This window comes from Bradyrhizobium sp. USDA 3650, assembly GCF_054057395.1.
The window spans coordinates 7,758,709-7,773,887 of sequence record NZ_JBSRZG010000001.1; the positions used below are offsets into that span (position 1 = coordinate 7,758,709).

Consider the following 15,179-nt stretch of genomic DNA (forward strand, 5'->3'; position numbering starts at 1 on the left):
TCCGTCCATGCGAACAGTGCTGATCTCCGGGGCGGGGATCGCCGGGCCTACGCTTGCGTATTGGCTGCGTGCCGGAGGCTACGAGCCGACGCTGGTGGAACGCGCGCCCGCGCTTCGTCATGGCGGCTACGTGATCGATTTCTGGGGACTGGGCTACGACATCGCCGAACGGACGGGGCTGTTGCCGGCGATCGAAAGCGCCGGTTATCACGTCAGGGAAATGCGGATCGTTGACGATCGCGGCCGGCGTGTCGCCGGATTTGGTACGAACGTCCTCGACGATCTCACAGGCGGGCGTTACGTCACTCTGGCACGAAGCGATCTGTCGCGCCTGCTGTACGGTACGGTCCGCGCTGGTGTTGAAACGATCTTCGATGAGGAGATCGTTGGCCTGCAGCAGCAGCCTGAATGGGTCGACGTCCAGTTGCGGCGCGGCGGGAGCCGACGTTTCGATCTCGTCGTCGGTGCTGACGGCCTGAATTCGCAAGTGCGCCGCCTTGCGTTCGGCTCCATCGGGACGTTCGAAAGAAATCTCGGCTATGGCGTCGCGGCATTCGAAACCCGCGGCTATCGTCGTCGCGACGAGAATGTGTATCTGATGCACAACCGGCCGGGCCTGATGATTGGCCGTTTCGCGCTGCGCGATGATCGCACCTTGTTCCTCTTCGTGTTTCGCGGCGATGCAGGCGGGCTTGCCGCAAAGGCACAGCTGCGTGATCTCTATCGCGACGCCGGCTGGGAATGCCCAGACATTCTGAACGAACTCGAGCGCGCAGACGATTTGTATTGCGACCGGGTCAGCCAGATCAGGATGGACGGCTGGTCGCGGGGCCGCGTCGTGCTGATTGGAGACGCTGCGTTCTGCGTCTCGCTCGTCGCCGGGCAGGGCTCGGCTCTGGCCATGATCTCTGCCTATGTGCTTGCGGGAGAGCTCGCGCGCGCCGAGGGGCGCCACGAGGAAGCATTCAGCGCCTATGAGACTCGCCTTCGCAGCTATATCGGCGCCAAGCAGCGCGGAGCGGAGCGCTTCGCCGCGGCATTTGCGCCGCGGACGTCATGGGGATTGTGGTTTCGCAATCAGGTCGTGAGGGCGTTCTCGTTGCCGGGCGCGGCGAGACTCGCCATTGGCCGAGACCTTGCCGACAAGCTGGATCTGCCGACTTATCGCTGGCGCGATCACAAGGAGATCGGCGCTTGAATAGCCCGCGGCATTGAATTTTTTCGAAAAGACGAGTTGTCGGAGGGGGCGAGTTTTCCCAAAGCCGGCTTCGAAAATACGAAGTCATGCCAGGCACTTGGCTACTGTGCATGGGGTTGTTTTCGCAGTTTTTGTTTTGGAGGCTCGGGGCCGCTTACCCCTTCGGGCCCCGCAACTGCGCCGTCAGCTTCTCCATCGCTTCCGCCGCATCGCGCCATTGCGATAGCCAGCTGCGCGGAAAGCGGAAGGTGAGGTCGGCGCCGCCGACGCGGCGTTCGGCGAGGCACATGCCGGGCGTGGCTCCATCGCGGGTGCAGCGCGCGGTCAGCGCGGGGCTTGCGGCAGAATAGAGATCCTCGCTGCCGTAAGGGGTATCGGCGCGGAACATCCGCATCGTCAGCCCGTCCTGGGGCATTGCCACGGCTTGGTCGAGATAGCGCGGATAGATCGTGGCGGTGCGCTGCTCGGGCGAGAGCGCATCGCGATGCGCGGCGATCGACAGGAAGATGCGGTCGATCGGCTGCATCGCCGCATCCACGCTATCGGCGGTGACGTGCTTCGGTGCGCCCGGCGGCTCCAGCGAAGGATAGAGGAAGTCGAGATCGATCCGCTCCTGCGGCCCGGAGTGGCGCTGGATCTTCATGCGGATCGCGTTGGTCGGCAGGTTGAACAGCGTGCCGCCGACGCTCACCGGCAGCTTGTCCGGGGCGCTCGCGCCGCTCGAGCCCCAGGTCGGCCACAACAAATAGGCGACGAGCGCGACGGCGCACACCGCGGCAATGCCGCCGAGCACGATCGGGATCACGTGGCCCCGGGTGCGCGCCCGGGGAGACTGAGGGGAAATTGCCGAAAACACCGTCATGAGCCGGCGCGAATGAGCCGGAAGTCGGCCGATGGCCGACGAATCAGCGGCGAATATGCCACGTGGTGGCGATTTCGCGGAGCGTTCACCGGCTGCAGGGAAGGGAGAGAGGCCTGCGTGGGACGGCCGGCGGCGTTAACCTTCCCTTAAGGATAATGTAGCGTTAACCGGCACTCTTTGTCACAGGAAGGCACCTCGCGTTGCGTAAGGGCGGACCTTCCGATGACACCTGAAGCTCTCAATACATTCTTCTCGATCGGCATCGGTTTCGCGCTCGCGGGCGCGCTCGTGAGCGGATACCAGACGGTCGCACAGCGGCCCGCCGGCTTCGGTCTGTTGCAGGACGGCGTGGCGCCGAAGACCTTCGCGGCGGTTCCGTTCCTGGTGTTCGCGGCGCCTTTCATCATCATGCGCAACACCCTGCGCGGCAGGCAGCTGGAGAGCCGTCGCGTCGAATTCGTGATGATGGCCACCGTCATCGCCGGCTTCTGGAGCATGATGAGCGGCACCTTCTTTCTGATGACGCTCCGCGCGGCCGGCGTTCTGGTCTGATGCGCGCGCTGTAGGGCTGCCTGCGCGGCGGCCCTTTGCGTCAAGGCTGCCGTTTCGCTATGGCTGGGGTTGACCCGACAGGAGACCCTCATGGCGATCTACGAGCTCGACGGGCAGGCGCCCGACCTTCCCGCCGACGGCAATTACTTCATCGCGGAGACCGCCACCGTGATCGGCCGCGTGCGCCTGAAGCCGGGCGCGAGCGTCTGGTTCGGCGCGGTGCTGCGCGGCGACAACGAGTGGATCGAGATTGGCGAGGGCGCCAACGTGCAGGACGGCTCGACCTGCCACACCGATCTCGGTTTTCCGCTTCACATCGGCAGGAACTGTACGGTCGGCCACAACGTCATCCTGCACGGCTGCACCATCGAGGAGGGCGCACTCGTCGGCATGGGCTCCATCGTGATGAACGGCGCCAGGATCGGCCGCAACAGCATCGTCGGCGCCGGCTCCGTCATCACCGAGGGCAAGGAATTCCCCGAACGGTCCCTGATCATCGGCTCGCCGGCGCGGGTGATCCGCACGCTCGACGACGCCCAGGTGCAGAAGATGGGCAGCGCGGCGAAGTTCTACGTCGCGAACGGCCCGCGCTTCACGAAGGGCCTCAAGCGGATCGGGTGAGCTCAGCTTCCTTCGGACTCGCGCGCTTCTATTGCGCTTGCGACCTTTTCGTGCCCCGCGGACCAAAGGGCATGCTCGTCGCTGCCGTCCTGGTACGGATTGGCTTCCGCCGGAATGTTCTTACGCGCCGCGCGTTCGCCTTCTGCAAAAGCATCGCGATCGTTCATCGTGACTGCGCCTTCCTGTTTCCGGAGCCGAAGATCAGCCTGAGCGTGATCGTGCCCGCCCTCCCGGTTTCAAGCTGATGCGACGGCATTTGTTCCGGAACCGGTCATTGCTGCGGCGGTTGACCGGCGAAGGAGAATTCAATGGCCAGATTGCCCACAACCCGTTCAATCAAGACCGTGATCGTGATCTTCGCCCTTGGCGCCATGCCCGCGGTATCGTTCGCGCAAGCCACCGGCGGCTCGGCGGGATCGGCCGGAGGTGTGGCCAATTCTCCGGCGACTGCGCCCGGCACCAACAGTCTGGGCACCGCCCAATCGTCCGGTGCGAATGCTGCATCCGGAGGCACCACCGGCGCAGGCGGGGGTAGGGGGACCGACGCCGCCGTCAACGCCGAGGACCGGCTGCTCGACAAGAAGCTCAAGAGCATCTGCCGCGGCTGCTGATGCTCGCGGGGAAGTGAGACAGTGAGGCTGTCAGGAACGCCGCAAGCCGATTAGCTTGATCCTGCTTTGAAGCGTGGAGCGTCTCCACGCGGAGGATCGAGTGATGTTACGCAAGATGATGATGGCGGCGCTCGCCGTCGCGGCAGTCGGGCTGTCGGCCCCACAGGCGGCCCAGGCGCGGGGCGGTTTCGGCCACGGTGGCGGCGGTTGGGGCCATGGCGGAGGCTGGGGCCACGGCGGCCACTGGCGCGGCGGCGGCTTCTGGCCGGGAATCGCCATCGGGGCGGGTATCGCCGGCGCGGGTTATTACGGCAGCTATTACGGCTATGGCCGACCGTATTACGGCGATCCCTATTACTATGGTACCGGCTACGACGATGGTGGCTATGGCGGCTGCTACGTCGTGCGCAAGCGCGTCATGACGCCGTCGGGCTGGCGCATCCGCCCCGTGGATGTCTGCGAATAGGCGGCGGTACCCGTTAAAAAACAAGGTCGCTGACGCAATATACCGTCAACGACCTTGCCAGCCCCGGACATTGAAATCGGCTCACGCCATCCGGTAACGGCGAGCATCGCTTGGAATCACACGGGCGAATGTGATCCAGTTCACAAGTCCAAAAATTTAGGCGGCGCCGGCTGCTCAGCCGCGCGAGCGCTTGCGTGCACTGGCATGGACACGATGCCGTGCAGGTTTCCTGCGGGTAACCGAGGGAGTCTCCGCCTCGCTCGCCCGGGCACTGGCGAAGGATTGCCGCAGGCCGTCGATGGATTCGTTCAGTGTCGTGACCTGCTCGGACAGACGCTTGGTGTCGGCCTGCTGGAATGCGAGCAAGCGCTTCACACTCTGAAGCTGGTCCTGCACGACCTGAAGCTGGTCAATCGATTCCTGCTGCGTTGCCTCCAGCCCCTTGGTCTTCTCGACCAGCTGCTCGGACGCCTGTGCGGTGCGAGCCTGAAGCTGCCGCGACGCCACCACCCGGTCGGTCTCAGGAGCTGAGCCGGTATAGGCGCGCCAGATCGCGATCGAGGTCACACCGGCGATCAGCAGGAGGAGGGCGGCGGCGGTCAGCGCGATAGGCTGGGCGCCGAGGCGAAGAAGCGGGTTGGACGGTGCGTCCTCTGCGAGATCGATCATCGCTGACAAAACCCAAATTGAAACTTGGTGAGTGGCGAAGACCGGCAACCCTGAGGCCGCCGGGTGTCCCGAAAGCGTTACGTTTCGGCAAGGAATGGGACCAAAAAGAGGCTAAGAGCAAAAAAACCAACAATCATGAGGCCTTGACGCCTCCGAACGCCCGTCAGGGGCAGAGATCAGGGCTGAAACGGCGAAAACGGACCTGAATAGGTCTTCGAGCGGGGCGCCGCGTAGGGTCCGAGCCGGGAGGTTTTCAGTCCCAGTCGCACCAGTGATTCCGCCAAGGTCACCGCGGCGGCGACGCCGTCGATCACGGGCAGGCCGTGCGCGGCGGCGAGTTCATTGGCGAGATCGGCCATGCCGGCGCAACCGAGCACGATGGCCTCCGCGCGGTCGTCGCGGATCGTGGCTGTGATTTCCATGGAGATTTTTGCGAGCGCGTCGGTGTTGCGCTCCTCCAACGCGAGCACCGGCACCTCGGCGGCGCGGACGCGGGCGCAGCGTTCGGCGAGGCCGTATTTTCGCAAATTATGCTCGATCGGCACGACGGAGACACCGAGCGTCGTCACCACGGCGAAGCGCGCGGCGATCAGGCTCGCCATGTGAAAGCCCGCCTCGCCAATGCCGATCACGGGTGCCTTTGCCGCGGCGCGCGCGGCGTCGAGGCCGGTGTCGTCGAAGCAGGCGATGATATGCGCGTCCGCGCCATCGCGATCGGCGTCACGGATGCAGCCGAGCATGCCGGGGACGGCGAAGGCCTCGTCGTAAAATCCCTCGATCGAAACCGGACCCATCGCCGGCTGGCGCGCGTCGATCAATGTGTCGGGCAGGGCGATGCTGCGCGCCGCGGCGGCGATCTTCGCCGTCATCGACGCCGTGGTGTTGGGATTGACGACGTGGAGTCGCATCAGATCAGACAAGCCCTTTGCCGGCGTCCGAGCCTTTGGCCGCCTGCCGCCTGTTCAACACGTGGATGGTGCCGAGCGCAAGGCTGATCACCGTGAACGAGACGGCGGAGATCACGGTGCCAAGCGCATAGATGTCGGGGTTCGTCACAGTGGTGGTGAGGCCCTGGAGATCCAGAGGCAGCGTGTTCACCGCACCGATCGCCTGACTGGAACGCGCGAGTTCGTCCCAGGACAGCGTGAAGCCGAACAGTCCAATGCCAATCACCGAAGGCAGGATGATCGGCAGCACGACATGACGGAAGGCCTGCCACGGCGTCGCGCCGAGATCGCGCGCGGCTTCCTCGAGGCGCGGGTCGAAGCGGTTGAAGATCGCGAACATGATGAGCAGGCCGAACGGCAGTGTCCAGGTCAAATGTGCACCGAGGCCCGAGGTGAGCAGGCCCATCGAGGTCTCGAAATTCTCGTTCCAATGCGCCTTGATCAGATCGTCGATGATGCGGAATTCGAGCGAGATGCCGAGCGATGTGATGATCGAGGGCACGATCAGGCTCGCGATCGCCGAATAAAACAAAATGCTCTGCGCCTTGAACTTGCGGCGAAACCCCATGCCCGCCGCGACCGACAGCACGACGGTGACGATCATCACGATAATGCCAAGCAGCAGCGAACGGCGAAAGGCCGCGCCGAGATCGACGATGCCGGTGCCCTGGAACAGTTTTGCGATCCAGAAAGTCGACACACCGTTCATCGGGAAGGTGAGGCCGCCCTGCGGCCCCTGGAACGACAGCACGTAGATCGCGATCATCGGGCCGTAGAGAAACAGCGTATAGGCTGCGAAGAAGATCGCGAGCACGTAGAAAGAGCGCGGGCGTCCTTCCTTCATGCTCTAGAGCTCCTTCTTGATGTCGACGATGCGCGACATCATGGTGATGATCAGGAACGTGATGACGAGCAGGATGACGGCGTTGGCCGCCGCTGCCGGGAATTGCAGTGCGTTCACCCGCGTCTCGATGATCTTGCCGGCGGCCGCGATCTGCTGCCCGCCCATCACGCCGATGGTGATGAAGTCGCCCATCACGATGGTGATGACGAAGATCGAGCCGATCACGATGCCGGGTTTTGACAGGGGAATGATGACGTTGACGAGCGTCTGGAAACCGGTCGCGCCGGCGTCATAGGCGGCCTCGATCAGCGATTTGTCGATGCGAACCATCGAGTTGAAGATCGGCACCACCATGAAGAAGGTGAAGAGGTGCACCAGCGCCAGCACCACGGAGAATTCGGAGAACAGCAGCCATTCAACGGGATGGTTGATCAGCCCCGTCTTCACCAAGCCTGAGTTGACAAGGCCGTTGCGCCCGAGCAGCGGAATCCAGGCGATCATGCGGATCACGTTGGAGGTCCAGAACGGGATCGTGCAAAGCAGAGACAGCCCCATCTGCCACGTTTTTGACTTGACGTGAAAGGCGAGGAAGTAGGCGACCCAGAAGCCGATGAAGAGGGTGATGACCCACACGAGGAAGCACAGCTTCAGCGTCTTCAGATAAGTCTTGGCGATGGTGCAGAGATCAGGGAACTGCGCGATGCAGCCTTCGAACGTGTCGGTGTAACCGCGGCCCGAGAAGGCCGGCAGCAACTGGTATTCGTTGTAGTCCCAGAACGAGACGATGACGACGAAGACGAGCGGGATCAGGAAGAAGGCGAGGAACACCAGCATCATCGGCCCGGCCTGGAGCCAGGAGATGAAGGAGGGCGACAGCCGCGCCGCTTTGCTGCGGCGCGCCGCCTCCGATCCCCGGACCAGGTCCGGGGATGCCTGTTGCAGGATGTCCTCCGACGTGTCCATCAGATTACGCCGCGATGAACTCGTTCCACTTGCGGACCATGTAGTCGTTCTCGTCCATCACGGCGTTCCAGCACGCGACGCCGCCCATGCGGTCCTCGTAGGAGCCGCCGTCGCGCACGGCGCCGGCCTTTTCGAGCAGCGAGCCGTCGGGCGCCTTGATGTCCTTTTCGGCCGCCTTGCCCTCCATCCAATAGGCCCACTCGTAAGGCTCCATATGCGCCTTCGCGGTGGAGAGCACCGCCGAGTAGTAGCCCTGGCGGTTGAGATAGGCGCCGGCATAGCCGGACAGGAACCAGTTGACGAACTCGTAGGCCCATTCGAGCTTCGCACCCGAGACGCCCTTGGAGACGCAGAAGCCGGAGGCCCAGGAGCGATAGCCCTCCTTGAGCGGCTGGAAGGTGCAGGCAATCCCCATCGAGCGGACCTTCGTCACCGCCGGCGACCACATCGACTGGATGACGGTCTCGCCCGAGGCCATCAGGTTGACGCTCTCGTTGAAGTCTTTCCAGAAGGCGCGGAACTGACCGGCCTTCTTGGCCTCTGTCATCACCTTCATGGTGAGATCGATCTCTTCCTTGGTCATGTTGCCCTTGTCGGCATATTTGTACTTGCCGGTGGCTTCCACGACCATCGCGGCATCCATGATGCCGATCGAAGGGATGTTGAGGATCGAGGCCTTGCCCTTGAACTCAGGATTGAGCAGCTCGGCCCACGAGCTGATCGGACGCTTGATGATATCAGGACGGATGCCGAGCGTGTCGGCGTTGTAGACGGTCGGGATCAGGGTGACGAATTCGGTCGCGGACGTCGCGAACTTCTTGGAGTCTTTGCCTTCGAGATAGAGCACCTTCCAGGGCGCGGTGCCCTGGCCGCCGATCTTCTTGCCGCCGGGCGTCTGGCCCTTGGTGAAGACGGGCGTGATGTTGTCGAATTCCTTGATCTTCCTGGCGTCGAGGGCAAGGATGTTGCCCGAGGGCACGATCTTCTTCAGCGCGAAATATTCGGTGTCCAGCACGTCGAAGGAGTTCGGCTGGGTCATCACGCGCTTGGTGACGTCGTCGGTGGTCGCGGTGATGTATTCGATCTTGATGCCGGTGTCCTTCAGGCACTGCTTGGAGATCTCGTCGCCCTCGTTCACGGCGGTGCCGAGATAGCGCAGCACCTTCGGCTCGGCCGAGTTCACATAGGGGAAGCCGGTGATGGCGCCGGAGCCGGCGGCAAGGCCGGCGAGACCCGCGGTGCTCTTCAGTAGCGTGCGGCGGCTAAGGCCCTTCTTCCTGGTCGTTTCGGTCATATCACTCACTCCTCTGTTGCGCATTCCGGTGATTGATCGGCGCTATTGCAGACGTTGCGCCTTGGCGGGATCCCAGGTGGCCAGCACGCGATCGCCTGGCCGGAACTGGTGGACGTCGAAGGCAGCCTCGGGAAGGTGGGAGAATAGGGCGGTCCCGTCTTCGAGCGTGAGCGAGACGGCGATGTAGGAGCCCTGGTACTCGGTCTGGGTCAGCAGCGCCGGCGCGCCGACCGCGCCGTCGGCGATCGGCACGATGCCGAGCTGATCGGCGCGCACGGCGATGAGTTTGCCTGCGTCGCTGAGGACGTTGTGACCGCCGATGAAGCGCGCCACGAATTCGGTGCGGGGATGATGGAAGATGTCGCGGGCACTTCCCTGCTGTTCGATCCTGCCCTGGTTCATCACCACGATGTGGTCGGCGAGCGCCATCGCCTCTTCCTGGCCGTGCGTGACCTGAACGAAGCTGATGCCGAGCTCGCGCTGCAGCCGCTTCAGTTCGCCCCGCATCTTCACCCGCAGGAACGGGTCGAGCGCAGAGAGCGGCTCGTCGAGCAACAGGATCTGCGGCTCGGTGATCAGCGCGCGAGCGAGCGCGACGCGCTGCTGCTGGCCGCCGGACAGCTGTGCGGGGAGGCGGGCCGCGTAGGGCGTCATCGCGACCAGCTCGAGCAACTCGCCGGCGCGCTTGTGCCGCGTCGCCCGGTCGATGCCGCGCATTTTCAGGGCAAACGCCACATTGTCGATCACGGTGAGGTGCGGAAACAGCGCGTAAGACTGGAACATCATCGCCGTGCCGCGCTTGGCGGGTTCGAGATCGGTGACGTTCTGCGGACCCAGGATGATGTCGCCTTCGCTGACCGCCTCGTGGCCGGCGATCATGCGCAAGGTCGAGGTTTTGCCGCAGCCGGATGGGCCGAGCAGGCAGCAATAGGTGCCGGCCGGGATCTTCAAATTGACGGTGTCGACCGCCAGCGTCGTGTCGTAGCGCTTGGTGACGGCGACCAGTTCGAGGGCGGCGGGAGTGGCCATGGCGTGTCCGGGGCGAGGGCGATGCTGCGCCTCTCTCCGCAAGGTCCATGCCAATCGTGCTTGAATCGTTCTCTGCCGGCCGAATTTCAAAACAGTGCAGCGGACTCAGATCGTTAGATCGAATTCCATGGGTCTGGCCGGCTAGTCGCCTTCGCAGTTGCGTGCACACAAAACAGGCGCGGATTGTATAAAGTTTCGCCTGTGATTGGATACAGCTGGTCGATTAGGATTCGACGCCATCTTCGGCGATCGAGTCCTCACCCCCATGGCCGCCAAGTCCCGACCGAAATCCGACGCGCCCGATGCGAGCGATCGCGTCAGCCGCATCCGGGAAGGCGTGACCGCGGCGATCCTCGAGCATCGCCTGCTGCCCGGCACGAAACTCGGTGAGGACGAGATCGGCGAGATCTACGGAGCAAGCCGAACGCTGGTTCGCACCGCGCTGCAACAGCTCGCGCATGAGGGCATCGTCAACATCGAGAAGAACCGCGGCGCCTTCGTCGCGAGGCCGACGCCTGCGGACGCCCGCGAAGTGTTCGAGGCGCGCCGCCTGATCGAGCCGACGATCGTCGATCACGCCGTTGACGCGGTGTCGCCCGTCTGGATCGGGCGTCTCCAGCGCCATCTTGCCGAGGAACGCGAGGCGGAGCTGCGTGGCGACGCGCGTGCTTCGGTCCGCCTCTCCGGCGACTTCCATCGGCTCGTCGCCGAGATGAGTGGCCACAGCATCTATCTCGGTTTTCTCAAGGAGCTGATTGCGCGCTCCTCGCTGATCATCCTGCTCTACCGCCGGCACGACACGCCGGCCTGCGGCACCGATCATCACGCCGGAATCGTCGCCGCGATCCGCAAATGCGACAGGGAGGCCGCGCGCGCGCAGATGTTGTCGCATCTGAACGAGATCGAGGCCGAGCTGTTCCTGAAGGATCCAGCCGACGAGTTGCGTCTCGCGGACGTGCTCGGGGACTGACCTCCAGGAGGTGTCCGCACCCGGGCGAGCGCGGCGGCGGCTATTGCGGCTCCAACCCGAGAGTTTTGATCGACTCGAGCCAGACCGGCCCTTCCTTTTCGTAGAGTGCAAGCGAGGATGCGCGGTCCATGGGCGGCTGGTCGACGCCGAAGGCATCGAGCAACTTCTGCACGCGCTCGGTCTTGCCGCCTTCGACCATCAGCTTGGCGAGCATGTCGATCCGGTCTGCCGGCATCGCAGCGGGCGCCACCAGCGCGGTAAAGCTGATGAGCTGGAAGACATTGCCGGTGACCCCTTGCTCGGCAAATGTCTTGGTCTCGGGCAGCTTCTTCATGCGCACCGGGGTCGGCACGGCAATCGGGCGGCCGATGCCGGTATCGAGCACCGGAAGCGCAGCCTGATAGCTGCCGACCGCCGCCTGGATGACCCCGGCTGCAAGATCCTGCCACATCGGCGCTTCGCCGCGGTAATGCACGATGGAAATGTCGAGGCCGAATTGCCGGTTGAGCTCGGCGATCGCAATGTGCGCGAACGAGCCGATCCCGTACGAGCCGGCCGTGACCTTGTTGCCACGCGCATAGGCGACGAACTCTTCGATCGTCTTGGCATTGGTAGCGGAATGGACCACCAACGGCAGATGCCCCGAAGGCGTCACCGCGACGATCGTGAAATCCTTGTCCGGATCATAGGCCAGCGATTTCAGCAGCAGCCGGTTACCGAGCAAGGTAGACGAGATCGTGTACATCAGCGTGTAACCGTCCGCCGGGGAATCCTTCACCGACTGTGCTGCCAGCGCACCGCTGGCTCCGGTTTTGTTTTCCACAATGACCGGCTGGCCGAGCTTCTGCGAGATGTAGTCGCCATAGGCGCGCGCGAAGGCATCGGTGATGCCGCCTGCCGGCGTGGAGACGACGATCTTGATTGCCCGGGTCGGCCAGGCTTCGGCCCAAGCCGTTTCAGAAGCGGCTATCGTCAGGCATGCAATCGCGGCAGCCCAAATTCTCGCGGATGTCCGCACTTCGGCCTCCCTCTTTTCCCTGTGTCATTGGGCAGCCGGCAGCCACCGCAACGAGGTGTCACACGGGCAAGGAGGAGGGTCAAGAAATCAAAATATCGTTTCACTGTGTGAAATGATCATCGCCGACCTGCAGGAGAACCCGGCGCGGCAAGCTTGGCGCCGAGCGCCTCGGCAAGTGCGGAAGCGACCTTCTTCATCGGAGGTACGAAGCGGCGTATGCCTTCCTCCGGACTGACCGCTTCGCGGAGCATCATCACGTTCATGCTGCCGAACAGCCGGTTCTGAAGCGCGACGGGAACGCCAAGCGCCCACACTGCGCCGCCGAAGATACTGCGGCTGTAGCTGTCGTCCATCACCGCGAACCCGGCTTTGCGGATCGTGCGCAGCGCCTTGGTGAGCTTGTCGGGATTGCGCGCCAGATCGTTCCAGGGCTCGGGACCGAGGGCAAGCCGTGCGGCAATGCGCTCCTGCTCGGCGGGCTCGCAGAAGGCGAGATAGGCACGCCCCATCGAGGTGCCGAGGACGGGAAAGCGAAAACCCGGCGGGCGGCTGAACAGCAGCGATCCGTCCACCCGCGTTGTGTGGGCGATGACCATGGACTCCTGATCGAGCACGGCAATGTCTGACGGCCAATGGATCTGCTTGCGGAATTTGTTGAGGATGGGTTCGGCGATGCCGCCAATCCAGGTCGGCTCGTCATAGCCTGCGCTGAGCAGCAGCGCCCGTCCCGTCGGCGCGTAGCTGGCCGGCTCGGTCCGGCGCATTACATAACCTTCATGCTCCAGCGTCTCGAGCATGCGGACGATCGTTGACTTGTTCAGCCCCGTCGCCTTGTGCAGCGAGCCGACGGTCGACTGCCGTTCCTGATTGATCACCCGCAGGACCTCGAGACCCCTGGACAACGCGATGACGGGACGGAACGACGTCATGGCAGCTCCTTGTGATTGCCTGTGCCGCTACCCGGTGGAGCAACCGCCGGAGGGACAGGGCAGCGCGCTCGACGCCATCGTCACCGATTGCGGGAAGGTTGGCATGAGTCAAGCTCGCTGACGCGTTCATCTCGGTTTCGAGAAGGGCGGGATTCGCAGACAATTCGATCGCATGCTGCGCCCGGCGGCAATTTAGTTCCTGTGGTCAAGTCGCTCGCAGTCTCGTGTGGAAGTCGGGCGCTGCGACGTCACGTGACTAGTGCTCGCGAGCCGCACCGGCTATACGATGACGCTCTGTCATTGAACTGTCATGTACCTGTAAATGCTGAAGTCAGACGCAACGCCGGTTCGCAAGCACCCGAGCGCGCGGGATGGCAATCCTGTTGCGAAGGACAAGAGAACGCAAGTCGTCGCCGGCTTCTTCAGGCAGCGTGAACCCGCCGAGCTCGTCACGGAACCTGTGATCGTCGAGGGCGCTGTGATCGATCAGACGCCATCGCAAGATGCGGAACCGGCAACGGAACCAATCCCGTCGAGCGCTGCCGCGCATGCCGGTGAGATCGAGCTCAAGCTTCTGGTCGATGCCGATCGCATGGCGTATTTCAACGCTGCGCCCGTGATCGCGGCGAACGCGCGCAACAAGGGCGCGCGCAAACATCTCAAGTCCGTCTATTACGACACGCCGGAGCGGACGTTGCGTCGCAACGGCTTGAGCCTGCGCGTTCGTCAGAGCGGTGCGCGCTTCGTGCAAACCGTGAAGACCGATGCGGCGGACGATCCGCTCCGCCGCGGCGAGTGGGAGGTGAGGGTACCGTCGCTTGCGCCTGATCTGGCTCTCGCGATGCCCTTCATTCCGGAGAAGCTTCGCGGCCGAGTGGAAGCGCGGCCGCTTGAGGCGGTCTTCACCGCCGATGTCCATCGTCATGCGCGGATGATTGACCTGCCGTCAGGCACGGTCGAAATCGCCTTCGACCGGGGCGAGTTGACGGCCGGCGACCGTTCACTGCCCGTGAGCGAGATCGAGCTGGAGCTCAAGAGCGGCAGCGCCAGCGCAATCTACGAGCTCGCGCTGCGGCTCGCGGAGCACGGCGACGTAAAGCCGTCGATCCGCACCAAATCGGCGCGCGGGTTCGATCTTGCCGCCGACAAGCCGCCCTCGGCGCGGCGTCCGCGAAAACTTCGTCTCGATCCGTCAGTGACATTGGACGAGGCGTTCGCGACAATCCTGCGCTCCTGCTTCCTCCATTTGCTTCAGTCGCTACCGGCTGCCGAGGATGGCCGCCATCCGGAAGGAATCCATCAGCTGCGCGTCTCGCTGCGCCGGCTGCGGTCGGTGCTGGATCTGATGCGTTCGGCGGGCGTGTCGAGCAACGTCGATACGCTGCGAACAGAAGCCAAATGGCTGGCGCAGGATTTGTCCGCCGCGCGCGACTGGGATGTGTTCCAGATCGAGACCTTGCCGACGATCGCAACAGCCTGTCCGTCGGTCGCGGGCTTCGATGCGCTGGGCCGGGTTGCGGCCGGGCGCCAGTCCGATGCCTATCGCAAGGCGCACGATGCGCTCGACGATCGCCGCTGCGCCATGTTCCTGATCAGCCTCGGCGGGTGGATCGAGGCGCGGGGTTGGCGCAACGACGTCGCCGCGCAGGATCTCGGCCAGCTCGCCGAACCCGCCGTCAACTTCGCGCAGCGCATTCTGTCGGCGCAATACGCCAAGGTGCTCAAGCGTGGCCGCCGCTTCAAGTCGCTTTCCGCCGAAGGTCTGCACCGCGTGCGGCTCGCGACCAAGCGGCTGCGTTATCTCAGCGAGTTTCTGCTGCCGCTGTTCGCAGATCGCAAATCCGCGCGAAAATTCGCGCGCAGGCTGGCCGGCCTGCAGGAGCAGCTTGGCGCCTTCAACGACATGGCGGTCACGGCATCATTGCTCGACGGGCTTGATGCCGAGCCCGACTGCGCCATCGCCGCGGCGGCGATCGCCGGCTGGCAGGCGCGCGCGTCGGTCGGGGTGCAGCCCGCCCTGCAAAGCACATGGCGCGATTTCACCGCCCCGCGCGTGCCTTGGTCGGGGCAGACACCGCCGGACTAAGCAAAGCACATCCCCCAAAAAAGTTGCGGCCAGCCATTGGGGGATGGCTGGCCGCGCGCGAACCGGTCTGGGACGGGGAGGGGTGGGGATGTGACCGGGTCGCGTATCTCTTTCGTTTGT

17 protein-coding genes are annotated in these 15,179 nt (G+C 64.0%); 7 read left to right on the top strand and 10 right to left on the bottom strand.

All coding sequences use genetic code 11. From position 1 onward, the window contains the following. The first annotated feature begins 7 nt into the window (after positions 1 to 7). A complete protein-coding gene (locus tag ACVIN2_RS36550; RefSeq protein WP_456769319.1) occupies positions 8 to 1,198 on the top strand; it encodes an FAD-binding domain in 1,191 nt (396 codons plus the stop codon). 154 nt (positions 1,199 to 1,352) lie between these two features. Here ACVIN2_RS36550 and ACVIN2_RS36555 read toward each other — a convergent pair whose 3' ends face one another. Continuing rightward, the gene (locus ACVIN2_RS36555; RefSeq protein ID WP_456769320.1) at positions 1,353 to 2,060 is read right to left on the bottom strand and encodes a hypothetical protein; all 708 of its coding nucleotides are present in this window, start codon (positions 2,058 to 2,060) and stop codon (positions 1,353 to 1,355) included. A gap of 222 nt (positions 2,061 to 2,282) precedes the next feature. Between ACVIN2_RS36555 and ACVIN2_RS36560 the strand changes: the two genes are divergently transcribed. Further along, positions 2,283 to 2,612 (top strand): DUF6949 family protein, encoded by a 330-nt coding sequence (locus ACVIN2_RS36560; RefSeq protein ID WP_007611845.1) that lies wholly within the window; start codon positions 2,283 to 2,285, stop codon positions 2,610 to 2,612. 90 nt (positions 2,613 to 2,702) lie between these two features. Beyond that, positions 2,703 to 3,233, top strand: a complete 531-nt coding sequence (locus ACVIN2_RS36565; protein WP_027567784.1) for a gamma carbonic anhydrase family protein — start codon at positions 2,703 to 2,705, stop codon at positions 3,231 to 3,233. Between the two features lie 2 nt (positions 3,234 to 3,235). Here the strand turns inward: ACVIN2_RS36565 and ACVIN2_RS36570 are convergent, their stop codons facing one another. Next, positions 3,236 to 3,400: a ribosome modulation factor gene (locus tag ACVIN2_RS36570; protein ID WP_247371639.1), complete on the bottom strand. Its 165-nt coding sequence runs from the start codon at positions 3,398 to 3,400 to the stop codon at positions 3,236 to 3,238. Positions 3,401 to 3,541: 141 nt separating this feature from the next. Between ACVIN2_RS36570 and ACVIN2_RS36575 the strand changes: the two genes are divergently transcribed. Together ACVIN2_RS36575 and ACVIN2_RS36580 are read left to right on the top strand one after the other, a co-directional pair. Next, complete coding sequence (locus ACVIN2_RS36575) at positions 3,542 to 3,844, top strand: hypothetical protein (RefSeq protein WP_456769321.1); 303 nt, start codon at positions 3,542 to 3,544, stop codon at positions 3,842 to 3,844. Positions 3,845 to 3,947: 103 nt separating this feature from the next. Then, entirely contained in the window at positions 3,948 to 4,310 is a 363-nt protein-coding gene (locus ACVIN2_RS36580; RefSeq protein ID WP_456769866.1) for a hypothetical protein, read from the top strand. 174 nt (positions 4,311 to 4,484) lie between these two features. Here ACVIN2_RS36580 and ACVIN2_RS36585 read toward each other — a convergent pair whose 3' ends face one another. From ACVIN2_RS36585 to ACVIN2_RS36610, 6 genes are all read right to left on the bottom strand, one after another. Continuing rightward, on the bottom strand, positions 4,485 to 4,979 hold the full coding sequence (locus tag ACVIN2_RS36585; protein ID WP_247362229.1) for a hypothetical protein: 495 nt from the start codon (positions 4,977 to 4,979) through the stop codon (positions 4,485 to 4,487). A 176-nt stretch (positions 4,980 to 5,155) separates the two neighbouring features. Then, positions 5,156 to 5,887 (bottom strand): aspartate/glutamate racemase family protein, encoded by a 732-nt coding sequence (locus tag ACVIN2_RS36590; protein ID WP_456769322.1) that lies wholly within the window; start codon positions 5,885 to 5,887, stop codon positions 5,156 to 5,158. Between the two features lie 4 nt (positions 5,888 to 5,891). Next, positions 5,892 to 6,770, bottom strand: coding sequence for an ABC transporter permease (locus ACVIN2_RS36595; protein ID WP_456769323.1), 879 nt, complete (start codon positions 6,768 to 6,770; stop codon positions 5,892 to 5,894). Between the two features lie 3 nt (positions 6,771 to 6,773). Continuing rightward, on the bottom strand, positions 6,774 to 7,733 hold the full coding sequence (locus tag ACVIN2_RS36600; protein ID WP_456769324.1) for an ABC transporter permease: 960 nt from the start codon (positions 7,731 to 7,733) through the stop codon (positions 6,774 to 6,776). A gap of 4 nt (positions 7,734 to 7,737) precedes the next feature. After that, complete coding sequence (locus tag ACVIN2_RS36605; protein ID WP_456769325.1) at positions 7,738 to 9,027, bottom strand: ABC transporter substrate-binding protein; 1,290 nt, start codon at positions 9,025 to 9,027, stop codon at positions 7,738 to 7,740. Positions 9,028 to 9,069: 42 nt separating this feature from the next. Beyond that, entirely contained in the window at positions 9,070 to 10,056 is a 987-nt protein-coding gene (locus ACVIN2_RS36610) for an ABC transporter ATP-binding protein (RefSeq protein WP_027567792.1), read from the bottom strand. A gap of 265 nt (positions 10,057 to 10,321) precedes the next feature. Here ACVIN2_RS36610 and ACVIN2_RS36615 point away from each other — a divergent pair, with 265 nt between their 5' ends. Beyond that, the gene (locus ACVIN2_RS36615; protein ID WP_456769326.1) at positions 10,322 to 11,026 is read left to right on the top strand and encodes a GntR family transcriptional regulator; all 705 of its coding nucleotides are present in this window, start codon (positions 10,322 to 10,324) and stop codon (positions 11,024 to 11,026) included. 40 nt (positions 11,027 to 11,066) lie between these two features. On the opposite strand, the gene ACVIN2_RS36620 is transcribed toward ACVIN2_RS36615, so the two are convergent. Further along, positions 11,067 to 12,044, bottom strand: coding sequence for a Bug family tripartite tricarboxylate transporter substrate binding protein (locus ACVIN2_RS36620; RefSeq protein WP_456769327.1), 978 nt, complete (start codon positions 12,042 to 12,044; stop codon positions 11,067 to 11,069). Positions 12,045 to 12,160: 116 nt separating this feature from the next. After that, positions 12,161 to 12,973, bottom strand: a complete 813-nt coding sequence (locus ACVIN2_RS36625; protein WP_456769328.1) for a helix-turn-helix domain-containing protein — start codon at positions 12,971 to 12,973, stop codon at positions 12,161 to 12,163. Positions 12,974 to 13,295: 322 nt separating this feature from the next. On the opposite strand from ACVIN2_RS36625, the gene ACVIN2_RS36630 reads away from it, so the two are divergent. Next, the gene (locus tag ACVIN2_RS36630; protein WP_456769329.1) at positions 13,296 to 15,059 is read left to right on the top strand and encodes a CYTH and CHAD domain-containing protein; all 1,764 of its coding nucleotides are present in this window, start codon (positions 13,296 to 13,298) and stop codon (positions 15,057 to 15,059) included. The last annotated feature ends 120 nt before the right edge of the window (positions 15,060 to 15,179 follow it).

What these genes read in the sequence shown, in the direction of transcription:
- ACVIN2_RS36550 (WP_456769319.1), top strand. Translation starts at nt 8, where the DNA reads ATGCGAACAGTGCTGATCTCCGGGGCGGGGATCGCCGGGCCTACGCTT.
- ACVIN2_RS36555 (WP_456769320.1), bottom strand. Translation starts at nt 2,060, where the DNA reads ATGACGGTGTTTTCGGCAATTTCCCCTCAGTCTCCCCGGGCGCGCACC.
- ACVIN2_RS36560 (WP_007611845.1), top strand. Translation starts at nt 2,283, where the DNA reads ATGACACCTGAAGCTCTCAATACATTCTTCTCGATCGGCATCGGTTTC.
- ACVIN2_RS36565 (WP_027567784.1), top strand. Translation starts at nt 2,703, where the DNA reads ATGGCGATCTACGAGCTCGACGGGCAGGCGCCCGACCTTCCCGCCGAC.
- ACVIN2_RS36570 (WP_247371639.1), bottom strand. Translation starts at nt 3,400, where the DNA reads ATGAACGATCGCGATGCTTTTGCAGAAGGCGAACGCGCGGCGCGTAAG.
- ACVIN2_RS36575 (WP_456769321.1), top strand. Translation starts at nt 3,542, where the DNA reads ATGGCCAGATTGCCCACAACCCGTTCAATCAAGACCGTGATCGTGATC.
- ACVIN2_RS36580 (WP_456769866.1), top strand. Translation starts at nt 3,948, where the DNA reads ATGTTACGCAAGATGATGATGGCGGCGCTCGCCGTCGCGGCAGTCGGG.
- ACVIN2_RS36585 (WP_247362229.1), bottom strand. Translation starts at nt 4,979, where the DNA reads ATGATCGATCTCGCAGAGGACGCACCGTCCAACCCGCTTCTTCGCCTC.
- ACVIN2_RS36590 (WP_456769322.1), bottom strand. Translation starts at nt 5,887, where the DNA reads ATGCGACTCCACGTCGTCAATCCCAACACCACGGCGTCGATGACGGCG.
- ACVIN2_RS36595 (WP_456769323.1), bottom strand. Translation starts at nt 6,770, where the DNA reads ATGAAGGAAGGACGCCCGCGCTCTTTCTACGTGCTCGCGATCTTCTTC.
- ACVIN2_RS36600 (WP_456769324.1), bottom strand. Translation starts at nt 7,733, where the DNA reads ATGGACACGTCGGAGGACATCCTGCAACAGGCATCCCCGGACCTGGTC.
- ACVIN2_RS36605 (WP_456769325.1), bottom strand. Translation starts at nt 9,027, where the DNA reads ATGACCGAAACGACCAGGAAGAAGGGCCTTAGCCGCCGCACGCTACTG.
- ACVIN2_RS36610 (WP_027567792.1), bottom strand. Translation starts at nt 10,056, where the DNA reads ATGGCCACTCCCGCCGCCCTCGAACTGGTCGCCGTCACCAAGCGCTAC.
- ACVIN2_RS36615 (WP_456769326.1), top strand. Translation starts at nt 10,322, where the DNA reads ATGGCCGCCAAGTCCCGACCGAAATCCGACGCGCCCGATGCGAGCGAT.
- ACVIN2_RS36625 (WP_456769328.1), bottom strand. Translation starts at nt 12,973, where the DNA reads ATGACGTCGTTCCGTCCCGTCATCGCGTTGTCCAGGGGTCTCGAGGTC.
- ACVIN2_RS36630 (WP_456769329.1), top strand. Translation starts at nt 13,296, where the DNA reads ATGCTGAAGTCAGACGCAACGCCGGTTCGCAAGCACCCGAGCGCGCGG.